The following is a 15,763-nucleotide window of genomic DNA, read 5'->3' as shown; positions in this document are numbered from 1 at the left end:
TCGTTCTTCGCGAGCAGGCTCGCTCCCACCTTTGAAATGTATTCCCCCTGTGGGAGCGAGCCTGCTCGCGATGGCGGCCGCCCAGGCACCACATTTCCACCGCCCATAAAAAAACCCGACCTAAGCCGGGTTTTTTCTTGGGCATCGATCTTAAGCAGTGAAGGTTTTGCCTTCGAACTGCTCAGCCACGAATTTCCAGTTGACCAGGTTCCAGAACGCTTCGACGTATTTTGGACGAAGGTTGCGGTAGTCGATGTAGTAAGCGTGTTCCCAGACGTCGCAGGTCAGCAGCGGGGTGTCGCCGTTGGTCAGCGGGTTGCCGGCGCCGATGGTGCTGGCCAGGGCCAGGGAACCGTCAGCCTTTTTCACCAGCCAGCCCCAACCGGAACCGAAGGTGCCGATGGAAGTCTTGCTGAATTCTTCCTTGAACTTGTCGAACGAACCGAAGGCTGCGTTGATCGCCTCAGCCAGTGCGCCGGTTGGTTGACCGCCGGCGTTTGGCGCCAGGCAGTTCCAGTAGAAAGTGTGGTTCCAGACCTGAGCGGCGTTGTTGAAGATACCGCCCGAAGAAGATTTAACGATTTCTTCCAGGGTCTTGCCTTCGAACTCGGTGCCTGGCACCAGGTTGTTCAGGTTCACGACATAGGTGTTGTGGTGCTTGTCGTGGTGAAATTCCAGAGTTTCCTTGGAAATGTGCGGCTGCAGGGCATCGTGTGCGTAAGGCAGCGGCGGCAATTCGAAAGCCATGATGATTCTCCTAATCAGGTCAGTTGCGGTGAGCGCAAGGCCGATCACGGGCGGCCAGACAAGCGCCGGGGAGTTTGTACTCTTTGCGGCGCATCGGATCGGATCATAGCACCGGGGGTGCGGCATAACCACGCAACAACTGTGTGGGATAGAGGTTCCAGAGCCTTTTGGAATAATCAGCTGGCGACGATTAATTGAAAGGCCACGGTGAACATCATGACTGCCACCAACAGATCAAGGATTCGCCAGGTACTTGGCCGAGCCAGCCACGGCGCCAACCACGCTGCGCCGAGCGCCAGGGTGAAAAACCACAGCAACGACGCACTGGCCGCGCCCACGACGTAAGCGCCGGGCTCGGTTTGTTGTGCGCCGAGGGAGCCAATCAGCAGCACGGTATCCAGATAAACGTGCGGGTTAAGCAGCGTTACCGCCAAAGCACTGAGCATCACCGCACGCAGTGAGCGCACGGTCTGGCTTTCGCCTTGTTGCAGGCTCTGTTTCGAGCAGGCCCGACGCAATGCCAGGCTGCCATACCAAATCAGAAACGCCGCGCCACCCCAGCGGGCGACTGCCAGCAACGTCGGGTTCTGCGCCAGCACCGTCGCCAGGCCGAATACCCCGGCGGCCACCAGCAAGGCATCGCAGGTCACGCACAGTGCCGCCACGGGCAGGTGATGTTCGCGTCGAAGGCTCTGAGCCAACACAAACGCATTCTGAGTACCGATCGCCATGATCAGCCCCGCGGCCACCAACAGGCCGTTCACATAGCTTTGCCACATAAGATGTTTACTCCGCGTTGGCCGCCAGATCCCGCAGTACCTGCAGGGCGCGTTCGGCATCGGCCTGGCCGACGAATAAATGGTCGTGGTAATAGCCAGCAATCACGTTGCAGCTGATGCCCGCCTGGCCTAATGCTGTGGCGAATGCGGCGGTCAGGCCGACGGCTTCGAGGGCCGAGTGCACATTCAGGGTGATCCAGGCCGCAACGTAATCGAAACTGAAACCGGCCTTCTCGGCGTGGGAACGTTCCAGAATCACCGTCAGACCTTCCTGCTCGCGGAAACTGCCGACGATCTCCAGGCCTGTCGGCAACTTGCCGTCGCGCAGGGTGCAGAACACGTATTCGCCGGCATTGAGTTGCGGGCTCATGCTGCGCAGCAGGGTTGCCAATGAGGTTTCGCCAGCCATGTCGATGTTCCTTGTTGAAGAGTTCTTGCTGGTCATTCTCCGGTGTCAGGCTGTATAAGAAAAACCAATCATGCTGATCGCTCATTAGGAAAACTGATGTTCGACTATAAATTGCTTTCTGCCTTGGCCGCGGTGGTCGAGCAGGCCGGGTTCGAACGTGCGGCTCAGGTGCTGGGCTTGTCGCAATCGGCGATCTCCCAGCGCATCAAATTATTGGAGGCGCGGGTCGGCCAACCGGTGTTGGTGCGGGTGACACCGCCGGCCCCGACCGAAATCGGCCGACGGCTGCTCAACCATGTGCAGCAGGTGCGTTTGCTTGAACGGGACCTGCAAACACTGGTGCCGGCACTCGACGAAGAAGGTCTGCCGGAACGTCTGCGCATCGCCTTGAATGCCGACAGCCTCGCCACGTGGTGGGCCGTGGCGGTCGGGGATTTTTGTGCAGAACAGCATTTGCTGCTCGATCTGGTGGTCGAAGACCAGACCGTCGGCCTCAAACGCATGCGCGCCGGTGAAGTCGCGGCGTGTGTCTGCGCCAGCGAGCGCCCGGTGGCCGGCGCGCGCAGCGTTTTGCTGGGGGCCATGCGCTACCGTGCGCTGGCCAGCCCGGCCTTTATCGCCCGACATTTTCCTGAAGGTGTACGCGCCGATCTGTTGTCGAAAACGCCCGCGCTGGTGTTTGGCCCGGACGATTTCCTACAGCATCGCTACCTCGCGTCCCTCGGCGTCGATGGCGGATTCGAACACCATTTATGCCCCTCGTCCGAAGGCTTCATCCGCCTCACGGAGGCGGGACTCGGTTGGGGCCTGGTGCCGGAACTGCAGGTGCGCGAGCAACTGGAGCGCGGCGTATTGGTAGAGCTTTTGCCTGATAAGCCGATCGATGTGCCGCTGTACTGGCATCATTGGCGCAATGGCGGTCAGTTGCTGGGGTTACTCACCGATCAGTTGGTGCGTTCGTCGAAGCAATGGCTGGTGCCGTTGGACTGACGGGCAGCGTCAAGACCTGACGAAATACGCAAAACGAAATATTCGGAGCAATTCATGAAGATTCTGGTTACCGGCGCAAGCGGCTTCATCGGCGGGCGCTTTGCGCGTTTTGCCCTGGAGCAGGGCCTGGACGTGCGGGTCAACGGTCGCCGGGCCGAAAGTGTGGAGCATCTGGTGCGCCGTGGCGCCGAGTTCATCCAGGGGGACTTGAGCGACCCGGAACTGGCGCGCGACCTGTGCTCCGACGTCGAAGCTGTGGTGCATTGCGCCGGTGCGGTCGGTTTGTGGGGGCGTTATCAGGACTTCCATCTAGGTAACGTGCAGGTCACCGAAAACGTGGTCGAGGCCTGCCTGAAACAGCGGGTTCGGCGACTGGTGCACTTGTCGTCGCCGTCGATCTACTTCGATGGCCGCGATCATCTGGGACTGACCGAAGAACAGGTGCCCAAGCGCTTCAAACATCCCTACGCCGCCACCAAATACCTGGCCGAGCAAAAGGTTTTCGGCGCTCAGGAGTTCGGCCTCGAAACCCTGGCCCTGCGCCCGCGTTTCGTGACGGGGGCTGGTGACATGAGCATCTTCCCGAGATTGCTGAAAATGCAGCGCATGGGACGGCTCGCGATCATCGGCAACGGCCTGAACAAGGTTGATTTCACCAGCGTGCAAAACCTCAATGAAGCGCTGCTCAGCAGCTTGCTGGCCAGCGGTTCGGCCTTGGGCAAGGCGTACAACATCAGCAACGGCACACCGGTGCCGTTGTGGGACGTGGTCAATTACGTGATGCGCAAGATGGATGTCCCACAGGTCACGCGCTACCGTTCCTACGGTTTGGCCTACACCGTCGCGGCGCTCAACGAGGGCGTGTGCAAGCTGTGGCCGGGTCGCCCCGAGCCGACCCTGTCGCGCCTGGGCATGCAGGTCATGAACAAAAATTTCACCCTCGACATCAGCCGCGCCCGGCATTATCTGGACTACGATCCCAAAGTCAGTCTCTGGACCGCCCTCGATGAATTCTGCGGCTGGTGGAAGGCCCAGGACATCCGCTGACGCGCGGGTTAGCGCCGCCACACTGAACCGAGTTCGGGGTTGAGGGTCAATCGATGCGGCCGTGGGGGTTATACTGCGCCGCATCAAGCCATCACCGCGTTCCACAAAGGTTGACTCAATGTCCATGCGTAACGATGCCAACGACGACTTCGATGTACCGAGCCTGCGTGCCGACAGCCTCGACGACGATGATTTTCCGACCACCGCTCGTAACTCCGTGCATTCGCGTACCACGCCAGTGGTCAAAGTCAAAAGCCCGAGCACCGGCCCGTTGTGGGCGCTGGTTGGCGCCTTGTTCTTCGCGTTTGCAGGCTTGGCCTGGTGGAGCTTCCAGCAGCTCTCGCTGATGGAACAGCAATTGGTGGCGACTCAGGAAAGTTTCGCGCGTATCAGTGAGGATGCGGCGGGGCGCTTGCAGGACATTTCCGGCAAGGTTGTCGCCAGTCAGACCAACGTCAGCAGCGACAGCGAAGCCTTGAAGCTGCAAATCAAACAACTGGAAAGCAAACTCCAGGATCAAAGCAAACAACAGCAAGGCGTTGTCGGCCAGACCACCGATCTGGACAAACGCCTGGCACTGATGAGCGCACAGACCACCGATCTGGATAAGCGCTTGGCGCAGATAACCGAGCAAGGCACCGAACAACAGACCTCCACCATTCAGTTGCAGGCTCAGGTCAAAGTCTTGAACAGCGATGTCGCCGTGCTGAAAAGCAACCCGGCCGACACAGACAAATTCGATGCACAGCTAAAAAGCCTTGGCTCCGACATTGTTGCATTGAAGAAACAAGGCAACCCGAGCGCCGCCATCGAGCGTCTGGAGCAGGAAGTCATTGTCCTCAAAAGCCAACAGGACAATCGCCCGGCCGCGACGCCAGGCGGGACCAATACCGCCGAATTCGACGCCTTCCGTAGCCAGGTCACCCGCAACATCAACACCCTTCAGGCGCAGATCCAGAATCTGCAACAGCAGCTGCGCGCCCGGCCTTGAGCCATGAGTCATTCCCGGACTCCCCGGGAATGATTTCCTTACACACTGCCATTCGCTGAATATCCATACATACCCCATTGCCGTCTACGCTCTTGAAACACCAACAAGAACGAGGGATGCGTAATGGGGTTTTTGCATAGGTTGGCCTTGCTGGGCGTGATGCTTTTGCTGTGCCTGGGCCAGGTTCAAGCTGCCGGCACGGAAAAGGACGACAGCCAGGCAGCCAAAGCCTTGCTGGAAAAAGCCCTGGCGAACTACCACGACAATGGCGACAAGGCCTTCGCCGCTTTCAGCCGTCAGGGGGAGTTTGTCGACAAGGATCGTTACGTGTTCGTGGTCGACACCAAGGGCGTGATGCTCGCCAGCGGCGGGCCGTCTTCGGCGTTGATTGGCCGTGATGTGTCCGATGTGCTCGGGCCGGATTTGCAGAAAGCCTTCAAAGACGCCTTGAAAGTGCCGGAGGGCAACGGCATTCAGCAGGCGGAATATCGCTGGCAGAACTGGTCCGACGGCAAGGTCGAACGCAAGCATGTGTTCTACCAGCGCATTGGTCAGCGGATCCTGGCGGTGGGTTACTACTTGCCACGGGCTTCAGCGGAACAGGCGATGGCGTTGCTGAACAACGCAGCGGCCGATCTGGTCAAGGACGAGAAGGGCACGCTCACGGCCATCAACTCCCTCAAGGGCGGGTACTTGCAGGATGACCTGTACGTCTTCGTCGTCGACCTGGATAACCAGCGATACGTCGCCCACGGCACCAACCTGCGGTTGATCAATACTGATTTCAGCAAGATCAAGGATCCGGAAGGCAAGCCGGTTGGGGAACCGATCCTGGCGCTGATGGCCAAGCAGGACTACGGCGAATACGAGTATCGCTGGAAAAACCCGGTGACCGGCAAGGTCGAGGACAAGCATGCGTATCTGAAAAAGGTCGGGCATTTTCTGGTGGCTGTCGGGTATTACAGCCCTTGAAGATCAAAAGATCGCAGCCTGCGGCAGCTCCTACAAGGGTGTACGCATTCCACTGTAGGAGCTGCCGCAGGCTGCGATCTTTTGCTTTTAGCGAACCTTATCCTCACGCCCCCGCAACACCATGTTCGGCATGGCAATCGCCGCCGCCAGCCCCAGCAGCGACACCGCCGCACTGACCATCAGCAAATGTTGAAAGGTCAGCAGCAGTTCGGCGCGCAAGGCGTTCTGCGCATCCCCCGGCGCAGCGTTCAAACCATCGAGCAAGACGTTCCCCGAACTGCCCTCGGCAATCATCGAAGAGCCGGCCAGGTGGGCGAAACTTGAGTCCTGCAACAATGCCAGCAACAGGGCTGACATCAACGCCACACCCACCGCGCCGCCCAATGAGCGGAACAGGTTGGTGGTGCTGGTGGCGACACCGATGTCCCGTTGTGCCACCGAGTTCTGCGTACCGACCAGGGACGTCGGGAACTGCATGCCGCTAGCGATCCCGCTGAGCAACATAAACAAACTACTGAGTACAAATGCCTGGGGAGGACTGAACGCCATACCGAGAATCGAGATCGGCATAAGCAGGGCGCCGGTCAAAATCATCGGTTTGTAGCGCCCGGTCACCGAGGTTCGGCGGCCGGCGAAATACGCCCCGATCGGCAACCCTATCGCCAGCGGCAACAGGTGCAATGCGGCGCTGTCGGCCCCGGCGCCGGTAACGCTCTGGAAGCGCAGCGGCATCAACACAATCAGCGAGATCGCCTGGAAACTGGTGAAGAAGATCGTGCACCAGCACAGGATCGCATTGCGATTGGCGAACAAATGCATCGGCAGCAGCGGCTCCCGCGCCCGGCGTTCATGCCAGACAAACAGCGCCAATACCAACACTGCACAACCGAGCAGGCCCAGCACTTCGGCGCTGCGCCACGAATGGCCCTGACCGACCTGGGTGATGCCCAGCAACAAGGCGGTCAAGCCGATAATCATCAGCAACGTGCCGAGGTAATCGATGATCGGTTTGCGTTGCGGCACTGGCAAACCCACCAGCGTGCGATTGGCCACCAACCAGGCACCGAGGCCCAACGGAAGATTGATCAAGAACACCCAACGCCACGACAGGTACTCGGTCATGTAACCGCCGAGTACCGGGCCGGCCACGCTGGCAACGGCGTACATGCTGCTGAAGTAACCTTGATAGCGGCCGCGTTCCCGGGGCGGCACGATGTCGCCGATGATCGCCTGGCTGACCGAAATCATCCCGCCAGCCCCAATCCCTTGAAGAATCCGCGCCAGCACCAATTGTTCCATGCTCTGGGCCATGCCACAGAAAAACGAAGCGACCGTGAACAACCCCATGCCAAACAGCATCAACGTGCGGCGACCGTACAGATCGCCCAGTTTGCCGTAGATCGGCACCGCCACCGTCATCGCCACCATGTAGCCGGAAATCACCCAGGCCAGCAGGCTGACGTCCTTGAATTGTGCGGAAATGGCTGGCATCGACACGGCAACGATGGTCTGGTCCAGCGCGCCCAGAAAGATTGCCAGCATCAGGGCGATCAACACGCTGCGAATGGCTGGTTTGGGCGTTTCAGGCTGGTTGAGATTGGTCACGGGTAAGAACCTGCGGACGGTGATTGACCCGCAAGGAGCAAGGCGAGCGGGGATGCTCGCCAGTGTAAGTCGGTAGCAGGCTATTCGATAGCCTCGTATGGAAGGCCGACGTAATTTTCTGCAATGGTTTTTCGACCGGCCTCAGAGTCGACGAAGTACCCCAATTCCGACTCGGCAATCCGCTGGCTGAAGGCATCGTTATCGTCGAAGCGGTGCAGCATCGAGGTCATCCACCAGGAAAACCGTTCGGCTTTCCACACCCGGCGTAAACAGACCTCGGAGTATTTCTCCAGCAAATCCACACGGCCTTCTCGGTAAACCTTCAGCAGAATGTTGAACAGCGTACTGACGTCGCTGGCCGCCAGGTTCAGACCCTTGGCGCCAGTGGGCGGGACGATGTGTGCGGCGTCGCCGACCAGAAACATCCGCCCGTACTGCATTGGTTCGACGACAAAACTGCGTAATGGCGCGATGCTTTTTTCGATGGAAGGCCCTGTGACCAGGTTGTCAGCCAATGCTTCAGGCAGACGGGATTTGAGTTCATCCCAGAAGCGCTGATCCGACCAGTTCTCGACGTGCTCGTCGGCCGGTACCTGGAGGTAGTAGCGAGTGCGGGTGGCCGAACGCATGCTGCACAGGGCAAAACCGCGCTCATGCCGGGCGTAAACCAGCTCTTCGTGCACTGGCGGGGTATCGGCAAGAATCCCCAGCCAGCCAAACGGATAGACCCGCTCAAACACTTTCAGGCACTCGGTGGGAATCGACTGTCGGGCCACGCCATGGAAACCGTCGCACCCGGCGATGTAGTCGCAATCGAGTCGATACAGCTCGCCGTCCTTCTCAAAAGTCACGAACGGCTCTTCGGTTTTCATCCCGTGAGGAACGACGTTAATTGCCTCGTAAATCGTCTGCGCACCGGCCTCCCGACGAGCGGCCATCAGGTCGCGGGTGACCTCGGTCTGACCATAGATCATCACCGTTTTGCCACCGGTCAGGGCTTGCAGATCGATGTGTACGCGGCGTCCGTCGAGGGCCAGTTCGAAGCCTGTGTGGACCAGCCCTTCGGCGTCCATTCGCTGTCCCACCCCAGCCTGGCGCAACAGCTCTACCATGCCTTGTTCGAGGACGCCGGCACGGATTCGTCCGAGCACATAGTCCGGGGTCTGGCGTTCGAGAATGAGGGTGTCGATGCCGGCGTTGTGCAGCAATTGGCCGAGCAATAAACCAGACGGACCGGCGCCGATGATGGCGATTTGGGTTTTCAGAATTTTCATTGTTTTTATGACTCGCAAGCTTCACGCGACCAGGGCCGGTGAGTAATTTTTATGGATCGAGTGCTTGCATTTTTCTCTCGCGAGTCTGTCAATTGAAGGGGAAAACTGAGCCGATACCTGTACATTCTGCCAATCGGTGCGATTATCGCCCGCTTACCCCCGAGGCCTGGATTGAAGTGATGAACAAGCCTGACCTACCTTCGATTCCAGTGTTCAAGCTCTACGGTGAAAGCCTGGATTGGCCGACCCCGGACTTGCTGCACTGTGAAACCATTTCCAAACGCAGCCGCGAACACCAGTGGGAAATCAAACCCCACCGCCACGCCGATTTGTGCCAGTTGCTCTTCGTATTCAAAGGTCAGGCAGAGCTTGAAATCGAAGGCAAACGTACGCAGCTGACCGAGCCGGCGATCCTGGTTTTGCCGCCGTTATCGGTGCATGGCTATCGTTTTTCCGAGGACGTCGAAGGGTTTGTCGTGACCCTGGCCGCGCCGCTGGTTGCTCATCTTCAGGCGCAACTGGGCAACTCGGTGAACGCCCTGGCCCAGGCCGAAAGTTATCCGGCGGGCAAGGAAGGCGAATACCTCAACAGCCTGTTTTCAGCGCTGCAAGACGAATACACCGGCCACCAGCCGGCTCGCGAAATGCTCATGCATTCGCTGGTCAGCGTGATCATGGTGTGGGTCAGCCGCCAGGTGATTTCCCGTCGCAACGCCAGCCAGCGTCCGCAGCGTGCCCGGGAATATCTGAACGGTTTTATCCAACTGGTGGAAGAGACCTATCGCCAACACGTCAAAGTCGAGGACCTGGCCCATCGGCTGGGGATTTCCGTGTCCCACCTCAACGGCACCTGCCGTGAGCTGGCGGGGCAACCGGCGTTGCAGATCATGCACGAGCGTCAGTTGCTGGAGGGCAAGCGTTTGCTGACCTACACCAGCATGACCATTTATGAAATGTCCGACGTGTTGGGGTTCTCTGATCCGACCAACTTCACGCGCCTGTTCCGACGTCGAGTGGGGATCTCGCCCAAGGCATTTCGCGACCGCTTGAAGGCCGATCAGGACAACGAGGCCTGATCCCCTTCGTTACTTGAGGGCGTTGAGGGTCGCGTTGTGGGGAATGCAGCGTTCGAAGTTGCAGCTCGCGTATTCACGGGGCTGTTGTCGCAACTGTTCGACGCGCCAGGCCGCAGTGCCATACAGCACGAGCGTGGTCGCGCAGGTGATGAAAATAGCGAGGTATCTTCTTGTTTTGATGTTCATGGCGTTGACCTCTGAACGAATACCCTTCGGTACTACTTTCAGCATAGGTCAGCGCCAGTGAGTTGCCACCAAAGCGGCGTTTGCATGTAACCCGGTATTCAGAGCGTTGATACCCCCCTGTGGGAGCGGGCTTGCTCGCGAAAGCGGTCGATCATTCAACAATGATGGCGACTGACCCACCGCTTTCGCGAGCAAGCCCGCTCCCACATTTTGATCTGGTTACAGGCCGATATCCCACTCCGGCTCTTCCGGAAACCTGAGTACCAGAAAATCCAGCATGCTGCGCAACGCCGCCGGCATGTGTTTGCGTGAGGCATACACCGCGTAAACGTTCATTTGCCGGGGTTCGGCGTGGGGCAGCAGGCGGATCAGTTCGCCGCTGTGGATATGCAGGCCGGCCTGATAGCTGGGGAGCATCGCCACCCCGGCGCCGGCCATCGCCGCGCGCAACAACGTGCTGGCTTCGTTGGCGCTGATGTTGCCCTGCACCGGCACTGACACCTGCTCGCCGTCCTCCTCGAAATGCCAGAGGCTTTTGCCGAAGTAGGAGTGGGTCAGGCAATTGTGCTGGCTCAGATCCTCGACCCGCAGCGGCGTCGGGTGTTCGAGGAGATAAGCGGGGGAGGCGCAGATCACCGAGCGGCAAACCGTCAGCCGTCGCGCGATCAGGTTCGGGTCCAGGTCGTTGCTGGTGCGAATCGCCAGATCGATGCGCTCATCCACCAGGTTCACCGTGCGGTCGAGCATCTGCAGGTCGATGCTCACGCCGGGATAACGTTTGACGTAAGCGGCCATGGCATCCGCCAGTTGTGCCTGACCGAACGAAGTGCTGACGCTGATCCGCAACAGGCCGCGTGGTGCCTCGTCCGGCTCGCTGACGGCGGCTTGCATGTCCGTGGACAGGTCGAGCATCTGCCGACACCGAGGCAGGATTTCACTGCCGGCGGCGGTCAGGCTCAGCTTGCGCGTGGTGCGGTGCATCAAACGTGCGCCCACCCAATCCTCCAGCTCCGCCAGATAGCGCGAAACCACCGGCCGTGACAGGTCCAGGTGATCGGCGGCGGCCGATTGACTGCCGAGGTCAACCACCGCGACGAACACCCGCATTGCTTGTAGACGATCCATGATTTGCCCGCTTTCAGAAACAAACTATGTTCCAGCATCGCATTTTTTGTACTGAGTCGTGCAACTAAGCTCTGTCCCATCGCCAAGCACGGCATTCGGACAACGGAGCAACAGATGATCGGCTTCACCTCGCTTAAACGTATTTTGCTGGCCACCGCCACCCTCGGTTTCGCGGCCCATGCGGCGGCTGCCTCGACCCTGACCCTGGATGTCTACAACCCGGGCGACAAGGCGATCTTCCCGGTGACCTCGGTGTTGGTCAGCGGTGAGAAAGACGCGATTTTGGTGGATGCGCAATTTGGCAAATCCCAGGCCGAGCAAGTGGTCGAGAAGATACGCGCCAGTGGCAAGCAACTGACCACCATCTACATCAGCCACGGTGACCCGGATTACTACTTCGGCCTCGACACCCTGACCGCCGCATTCCCCAATGCCAAAGTGCTCGCCTCGCAGCCGACCGTGGATCACATCCAGAAAACCGTCGACGGCAAACTGGCGTTCTGGGGGCCGAAAATGGGCGCTGACGTGCCGGCCAAAACCATCGTGCCGGATGTACTCAAAGGCGACAGCCTGATGCTCGAAGGGCAGAAATTGCAGGTGGTGGGGCTTGAGGGCAAGCAGCCGGATCGCACCTTTGTCTGGATTCCGTCGATCAAGGCTGTGGTCGGTGGCGTTGTCGTCGCGGAAAACATCCACGTGTGGATGGCCGACACCCAGACGCCGCAGTCCCACGCCGATTGGTTGACTACGCTGCATGACATCGAAACCTTGAAGCCGAAAACCATCGTGCCGGGTCATTACCTCGGTGAGAGCGCCCGTTCGCTGGCCGCCGTGCAGTTCACCGCCGATTACATCAAGGCGTTCGACGAAGAAACCGCCAAGGCAAAAGACGCTGCCGCGCTGATCGCCGCGATGAAAAAACGCTACCCGAAGCTGGGTGAAGAAAGCTCGCTTGAACTGAGCGCCAAAGTCGCCAAGGGCGAGATGAAGTGGTAACCCGCCGTACCTGATCATTTCAGATTCAACTACGCCAACTGGAGAACGTCATGAGCAAGATCGCAATCATTGGTGCCACCGGTCGTGCCGGTAGCCAACTGCTGGAAGAAGCCCTGCGTCGTGGTCACAGCGTTACGGCGATTGCCCGCGACACCTCAAAGATCGGTCAGCGTGCCGGTGTCGTCAGCAAAAATGTGGATGCGCTTGACGCTGAAGCCTTGCAAGCGGCAGTCGCTGGCCATGACGTGGTGATCAGCGCTGCGCACTTCGCGACCCTTCCTGCCAGCGCCGTTATCGGGCCGGTGCAGAAGGCCGGTGTGAAACGTCTGTTGGTGGTGGGCGGTGCCGGTTCGCTGTTGCTGCCGGACGGCACTCGCGTCATCGACAGCGAGGGTTTTCCGCAGGCGTACAAGGCTGAGGCCAGTGCCGGTGCGCTGTTTCTGGAAAACCTGCGGCAGGAAAAAGAGCTGGACTGGACCTTTGTGTCGCCATCGGCAGAGTTTGTCGAAGGTGAGCGCACGGGGACGTTTCGGATCGGCAAAGATGATTTGCTGGTGAGTAGCGAAGGGCGGAGCTGGATCACTTTTGCCGATTATGCGATTGCGATGTTGGATGAAGTGGAAGCGCCGAAGCACCCTCGGCAGCGGTTTGCTGTCGGGTATTGAGCTGAAATCCACCCCTCACCCTAACCCTCTCCCCAGAGGGGCGAGGGGACTGACCGAGTTGTTCTTGGAGGTACATCGACCTGAGAAATCGAGTCGAACTCAGGTTTGAAAAGCATGAAGATCGGCTCCCTTTCCCCCTCTCCCCTCTGGGGCGGTCCGACGTTTCGGGAGGGCTGGGGTGAGGGGCGGATCTAACTGACACACCACTCCACGCACTTTCACCGCGCCTGAGCCTGCTCCACCAACCACCCCATCAACTCACGCAACTTCGGCGAAGGCCCGGGTTTTTCCGGGAAAACCAGGTAATACGCCAACCCCGTCTTCACCTTCAATTCAAACGGCATGACCAGCCGCCCCGCACTCAAATCATCGCCAATCAGCGACCAATCCCCGATCGCCACGCCTGTCCCTTGGGACGCCATCGACATCGCCAGGTCCAGCGTTTCGAAATGCTGACCCTTACCGACATTGCTCAAGCGAATATCCGCAGTGGCCAGCCAGGCCTTCCAGTCCCGTTCATCCCGTGTCGGGTGCAGCAACATGTGCTGCTCCAGATCCTCCGGCGTCAGCAGCGGCACCGGACCTTCGAGCAACGGTTTGGAACAGACCGGCGTCAGTTGTTCATCAAACAACCGATGGGACGCCAGTGAGGTGTCCGGTGGCACGCCATACACCACGGCTGCATCGAACTGCTCGCGATGAAAATCCACACCGTGTTTGACCGTGGTGGTCAATTCCACCGGCACATCCGGGCGCTCCCGTTGCCATTGCAACAGCCGTGGCAACAGCCAACGCATGACGCACGTCGGGGCCTTGAGTTGCAGGGTTTCGCGCTTCTCGCCGATCTGCTCCACCGCCTCGTCGATCAAGCCGAAAATCTGCTGGACCCGTGGCAACCATTCCCGTCCTTCTGCCGTCAGGTCAAGGCCGCGGGCCTGGCGAATGAACAGTTCATAACCCAGGTGTTCTTCCAGCCCGGCGATCTGCCGACTCACCGCACCTTGGGTGATGTACAGCTGTTCGGCAGCACGGGTGAAGTTGCAGCACTGCGCGGTAATCAGAAAAGTGTGCAGCGCCGGCAGGGGAGGCAATCGTTTCATTGGGATCCAAGGTATGACGTGAGGACATGGCTAGTATGACTTTTTATCCATTGTTGCGGCTACGTGTCGCCCGTTCCAATGAGGCCATCCCTGGACCTGCCCACTCATCATAAACACTGCGCAGGTCCGGCGTCTCAAACGAACAAGAAGGGCAAAGACATGGCGACGTGCGGCGAAGTATTGGTCAAGTTACTCGAAGATTACGGGGTCGAGCAGGTGTTCGGCATTCCCGGGGTTCACACCGTGGAGCTGTACCGCGGGCTGGCCCGTTCGAGCATCAACCACGTCACGCCGCGTCACGAACAGGGCGCCGGTTTCATGGCCGACGGTTACGCTCGCACCAGCGGCAAACCGGGTGTGTGCTTCATCATCACCGGCCCTGGCATGACCAACATCACCACCGCCATGGGCCAGGCCTACGCCGACTCGATCCCGATGCTGGTGATCTCCAGCGTGCAATCACGCAGCCAGTTGGGCGGCGGTCGCGGCAAGCTGCACGAGCTGCCAAACCAGAGCGCATTGGTCGGTGGCGTGGCGGCGTTCTCCCACACCTTGATGTCGGCGGCTGAATTGCCGGGCGTCCTGGCGCGTGCCTTTGCGCTGTTCCAGGCCGGCCGTCCGCGTCCGGTTCACATCGAAATTCCTTTGGACGTATTGGTCGAAGAGGCCGATGACCTGCTCGCCAGCGTACCGGTGAACATCGACCGCGCCGGTGCCTCGCCGAGTGCAATCAGCCGCATGACCGCGCTGCTGGCCGGTGCCAAGCGCCCACTGATTCTCGCCGGTGGCGGCGCCATCGATGCCGCCGCCGAGTTGACTGAACTGGCCGAGTTGCTGGACGCCCCGGTGGCCCTGACCATCAATGCCAAAGGCATGCTCGAATCCAACCATCCGTTGTTGATCGGCTCGACCCAAAGCCTGGTCGCGACTCGCGCTCTGGTGGCTGAAGCTGACGTGGTGCTGGCGATCGGCACCGAGCTGGCCGAGACCGATTACGACGTGACCTTCGCCGGCGGTTTCGAAATTCCTGGCGTGCTGCTGCGTGTGGACATCGACCCCGACCAGACCGTGCGCAACTACCCGCCGAAAGTCGCGTTGGTAGCCGACTCGCGCAACGCGGCTCAAGCCTTGCTGAGCGAACTGTCCCACCACTCGCTGGCCGAGCGCCGCAACGATTGGGGCCAGGTCCGTGCCGCACGCTTGCGTGACGAACTGGCCGCCACCTGGGATGCGCCGACCCTGGCCCAGACCCGCTTCCTGGAAACCGTCTTGCACGAACTGCCAAACGCAGTCTTCGTCGGCGATTCGACCCAACCGGTATACACCGGCAACCTGACGTTCAACCCGGAACGCCCGCGTCGCTGGTTCAACTCGTCCACCGGTTACGGCACCCTCGGTTATGCCTTGCCGGCAGCGATTGGCGCCTGGCTCGGCGGCAGCGTTGAAAACGGCGCGCGTCCTCCGGTGGTGTGCCTGATCGGCGACGGCGGCCTGCAATTTACCCTGCCGGAACTGGCCAGCGCCGTTGAAGCGCGCACCCCGGTGATCGTCCTGCTGTGGAATAACCAGGGCTACGAAGAGATCAAGAAATACATGGTCAACCGCGCCATCGAGCCGGTTGGCGTCGACATCTACACCCCGGACTTCATCGGCGTGGCCAAGGCGCTGGGCTGTGCCGCCGAAGCCGTCTGCGGTGTCGAGCAACTGCGCAGCGCACTGCGTGCCGCTACTGATCGCCAGGGTCCGACCCTGATTGAAATCGATCAGACCGTGTGGATGAAGGCGGTGTCGAAATGACTTT

The 15,763-nt window shown here is 59.8% G+C and carries 16 protein-coding genes; 8 read left to right on the top strand and 8 right to left on the bottom strand.

Translation table 11 applies throughout. The annotated features are described in order from the left end of the window. Positions 1-150 precede the first annotated feature (150 nt). The 3 genes from ACMXYJ_RS27610 to ACMXYJ_RS27600 all read right to left on the bottom strand — a co-directional run bounded on the left by ACMXYJ_RS27610 (position 151) and on the right by ACMXYJ_RS27600 (position 1,935). Positions 151-747 carry a superoxide dismutase gene (locus ACMXYJ_RS27610; RefSeq protein ID WP_046049719.1) on the bottom strand — a complete coding sequence of 199 codons (597 nt, stop codon included), beginning with the start codon at positions 745-747 and terminating at the stop codon, positions 151-153. A gap of 176 nt (positions 748-923) precedes the next feature. After that, entirely contained in the window at positions 924-1,526 is a 603-nt protein-coding gene (locus ACMXYJ_RS27605) for a LysE/ArgO family amino acid transporter (protein WP_283189012.1), read from the bottom strand. A gap of 7 nt (positions 1,527-1,533) precedes the next feature. Next, on the bottom strand, positions 1,534-1,935 hold the full coding sequence (locus tag ACMXYJ_RS27600; RefSeq protein ID WP_415757690.1) for an ACT domain-containing protein: 402 nt from the start codon (positions 1,933-1,935) through the stop codon (positions 1,534-1,536). Between the two features lie 96 nt (positions 1,936-2,031). Between ACMXYJ_RS27600 and ACMXYJ_RS27595 the strand changes: the two genes are divergently transcribed. The 4 genes from ACMXYJ_RS27595 to ACMXYJ_RS27580 all read left to right on the top strand — a co-directional run bounded on the left by ACMXYJ_RS27595 (position 2,032) and on the right by ACMXYJ_RS27580 (position 5,935). After that, entirely contained in the window at positions 2,032-2,925 is an 894-nt protein-coding gene (locus tag ACMXYJ_RS27595; protein ID WP_008156078.1) for a LysR family transcriptional regulator ArgP, read from the top strand. A gap of 54 nt (positions 2,926-2,979) precedes the next feature. Next, positions 2,980-3,972 carry an NAD-dependent epimerase/dehydratase family protein gene (locus ACMXYJ_RS27590; protein ID WP_415757689.1) on the top strand — a complete coding sequence of 331 codons (993 nt, stop codon included), beginning with the start codon at positions 2,980-2,982 and terminating at the stop codon, positions 3,970-3,972. A 118-nt stretch (positions 3,973-4,090) separates the two neighbouring features. Continuing rightward, positions 4,091-4,963, top strand: coding sequence for an ATPase (locus ACMXYJ_RS27585; protein WP_415757688.1), 873 nt, complete (start codon positions 4,091-4,093; stop codon positions 4,961-4,963). A gap of 123 nt (positions 4,964-5,086) precedes the next feature. Then, positions 5,087-5,935 (top strand): cache domain-containing protein, encoded by an 849-nt coding sequence (locus ACMXYJ_RS27580; protein WP_415757687.1) that lies wholly within the window; start codon positions 5,087-5,089, stop codon positions 5,933-5,935. Positions 5,936-6,022: 87 nt separating this feature from the next. Here ACMXYJ_RS27580 and ACMXYJ_RS27575 read toward each other — a convergent pair whose 3' ends face one another. After that, entirely contained in the window at positions 6,023-7,540 is a 1,518-nt protein-coding gene (locus tag ACMXYJ_RS27575; RefSeq protein WP_415757686.1) for an MDR family MFS transporter, read from the bottom strand. A gap of 80 nt (positions 7,541-7,620) precedes the next feature. Then, positions 7,621-8,805, bottom strand: coding sequence for a 4-hydroxybenzoate 3-monooxygenase (gene pobA, locus ACMXYJ_RS27570; RefSeq protein WP_415760815.1), 1,185 nt, complete (start codon positions 8,803-8,805; stop codon positions 7,621-7,623). A gap of 188 nt (positions 8,806-8,993) precedes the next feature. On the opposite strand from pobA, the gene ACMXYJ_RS27565 reads away from it, so the two are divergent. Next, entirely contained in the window at positions 8,994-9,890 is an 897-nt protein-coding gene (locus ACMXYJ_RS27565; RefSeq protein ID WP_415757685.1) for a helix-turn-helix domain-containing protein, read from the top strand. Positions 9,891-9,899: 9 nt separating this feature from the next. On the opposite strand, the gene ACMXYJ_RS27560 is transcribed toward ACMXYJ_RS27565, so the two are convergent. Further along, positions 9,900-10,121 carry a hypothetical protein gene (locus ACMXYJ_RS27560; RefSeq protein WP_415760839.1) on the bottom strand — a complete coding sequence of 74 codons (222 nt, stop codon included), beginning with the start codon at positions 10,119-10,121 and terminating at the stop codon, positions 9,900-9,902. A gap of 174 nt (positions 10,122-10,295) precedes the next feature. Next, a complete protein-coding gene (locus ACMXYJ_RS27555) occupies positions 10,296-11,201 on the bottom strand; it encodes a LysR family transcriptional regulator (protein WP_415757684.1) in 906 nt (301 codons plus the stop codon). Positions 11,202-11,315: 114 nt separating this feature from the next. Between ACMXYJ_RS27555 and ACMXYJ_RS27550 the strand changes: the two genes are divergently transcribed. Together ACMXYJ_RS27550 and ACMXYJ_RS27545 are read left to right on the top strand one after the other, a co-directional pair. Next, the gene (locus ACMXYJ_RS27550) at positions 11,316-12,197 is read left to right on the top strand and encodes an MBL fold metallo-hydrolase (protein WP_415757683.1); all 882 of its coding nucleotides are present in this window, start codon (positions 11,316-11,318) and stop codon (positions 12,195-12,197) included. 50 nt (positions 12,198-12,247) lie between these two features. Beyond that, positions 12,248-12,862 carry an NAD(P)-dependent oxidoreductase gene (locus ACMXYJ_RS27545; protein WP_415757682.1) on the top strand — a complete coding sequence of 205 codons (615 nt, stop codon included), beginning with the start codon at positions 12,248-12,250 and terminating at the stop codon, positions 12,860-12,862. A 218-nt stretch (positions 12,863-13,080) separates the two neighbouring features. Here ACMXYJ_RS27545 and ACMXYJ_RS27540 read toward each other — a convergent pair whose 3' ends face one another. Beyond that, entirely contained in the window at positions 13,081-13,962 is an 882-nt protein-coding gene (locus ACMXYJ_RS27540) for a LysR substrate-binding domain-containing protein (protein ID WP_415757681.1), read from the bottom strand. Positions 13,963-14,121: 159 nt separating this feature from the next. Between ACMXYJ_RS27540 and ACMXYJ_RS27535 the strand changes: the two genes are divergently transcribed. Then, the gene (locus tag ACMXYJ_RS27535; protein ID WP_415757680.1) at positions 14,122-15,759 is read left to right on the top strand and encodes a 5-guanidino-2-oxopentanoate decarboxylase; all 1,638 of its coding nucleotides are present in this window, start codon (positions 14,122-14,124) and stop codon (positions 15,757-15,759) included. Positions 15,760-15,763: the final 4 nt, after the last annotated feature.

The organism is Pseudomonas arabinosi (genome assembly GCF_047758675.1).
GTDB lineage: Bacteria > Pseudomonadota > Gammaproteobacteria > Pseudomonadales > Pseudomonadaceae > Aquipseudomonas > Aquipseudomonas arabinosi.
This window is presented reverse-complemented; position numbering and strand designations above follow the sequence as displayed.

Excerpts from the sequence above, each read along its gene's own strand:
- ACMXYJ_RS27610 (WP_046049719.1), bottom strand. The coding sequence starts at position 747 with ATGGCTTTCGAATTGCCGCCGCTGCCTTACGCACACGATGCCCTGCAG.
- ACMXYJ_RS27605 (WP_283189012.1), bottom strand. The coding sequence starts at position 1,526 with ATGTGGCAAAGCTATGTGAACGGCCTGTTGGTGGCCGCGGGGCTGATC.
- ACMXYJ_RS27600 (WP_415757690.1), bottom strand. The coding sequence starts at position 1,935 with ATGGCTGGCGAAACCTCATTGGCAACCCTGCTGCGCAGCATGAGCCCG.
- ACMXYJ_RS27595 (WP_008156078.1), top strand. The coding sequence starts at position 2,032 with ATGTTCGACTATAAATTGCTTTCTGCCTTGGCCGCGGTGGTCGAGCAG.
- ACMXYJ_RS27590 (WP_415757689.1), top strand. The coding sequence starts at position 2,980 with ATGAAGATTCTGGTTACCGGCGCAAGCGGCTTCATCGGCGGGCGCTTT.
- ACMXYJ_RS27585 (WP_415757688.1), top strand. The coding sequence starts at position 4,091 with ATGTCCATGCGTAACGATGCCAACGACGACTTCGATGTACCGAGCCTG.
- ACMXYJ_RS27580 (WP_415757687.1), top strand. The coding sequence starts at position 5,087 with ATGGGGTTTTTGCATAGGTTGGCCTTGCTGGGCGTGATGCTTTTGCTG.
- ACMXYJ_RS27565 (WP_415757685.1), top strand. The coding sequence starts at position 8,994 with ATGAACAAGCCTGACCTACCTTCGATTCCAGTGTTCAAGCTCTACGGT.
- ACMXYJ_RS27560 (WP_415760839.1), bottom strand. The coding sequence starts at position 10,121 with ATGCTGAAAGTAGTACCGAAGGGTATTCGTTCAGAGGTCAACGCCATG.
- ACMXYJ_RS27555 (WP_415757684.1), bottom strand. The coding sequence starts at position 11,201 with ATGGATCGTCTACAAGCAATGCGGGTGTTCGTCGCGGTGGTTGACCTC.
- ACMXYJ_RS27550 (WP_415757683.1), top strand. The coding sequence starts at position 11,316 with ATGATCGGCTTCACCTCGCTTAAACGTATTTTGCTGGCCACCGCCACC.
- ACMXYJ_RS27545 (WP_415757682.1), top strand. The coding sequence starts at position 12,248 with ATGAGCAAGATCGCAATCATTGGTGCCACCGGTCGTGCCGGTAGCCAA.
- ACMXYJ_RS27540 (WP_415757681.1), bottom strand. The coding sequence starts at position 13,962 with ATGAAACGATTGCCTCCCCTGCCGGCGCTGCACACTTTTCTGATTACC.
- ACMXYJ_RS27535 (WP_415757680.1), top strand. The coding sequence starts at position 14,122 with ATGGCGACGTGCGGCGAAGTATTGGTCAAGTTACTCGAAGATTACGGG.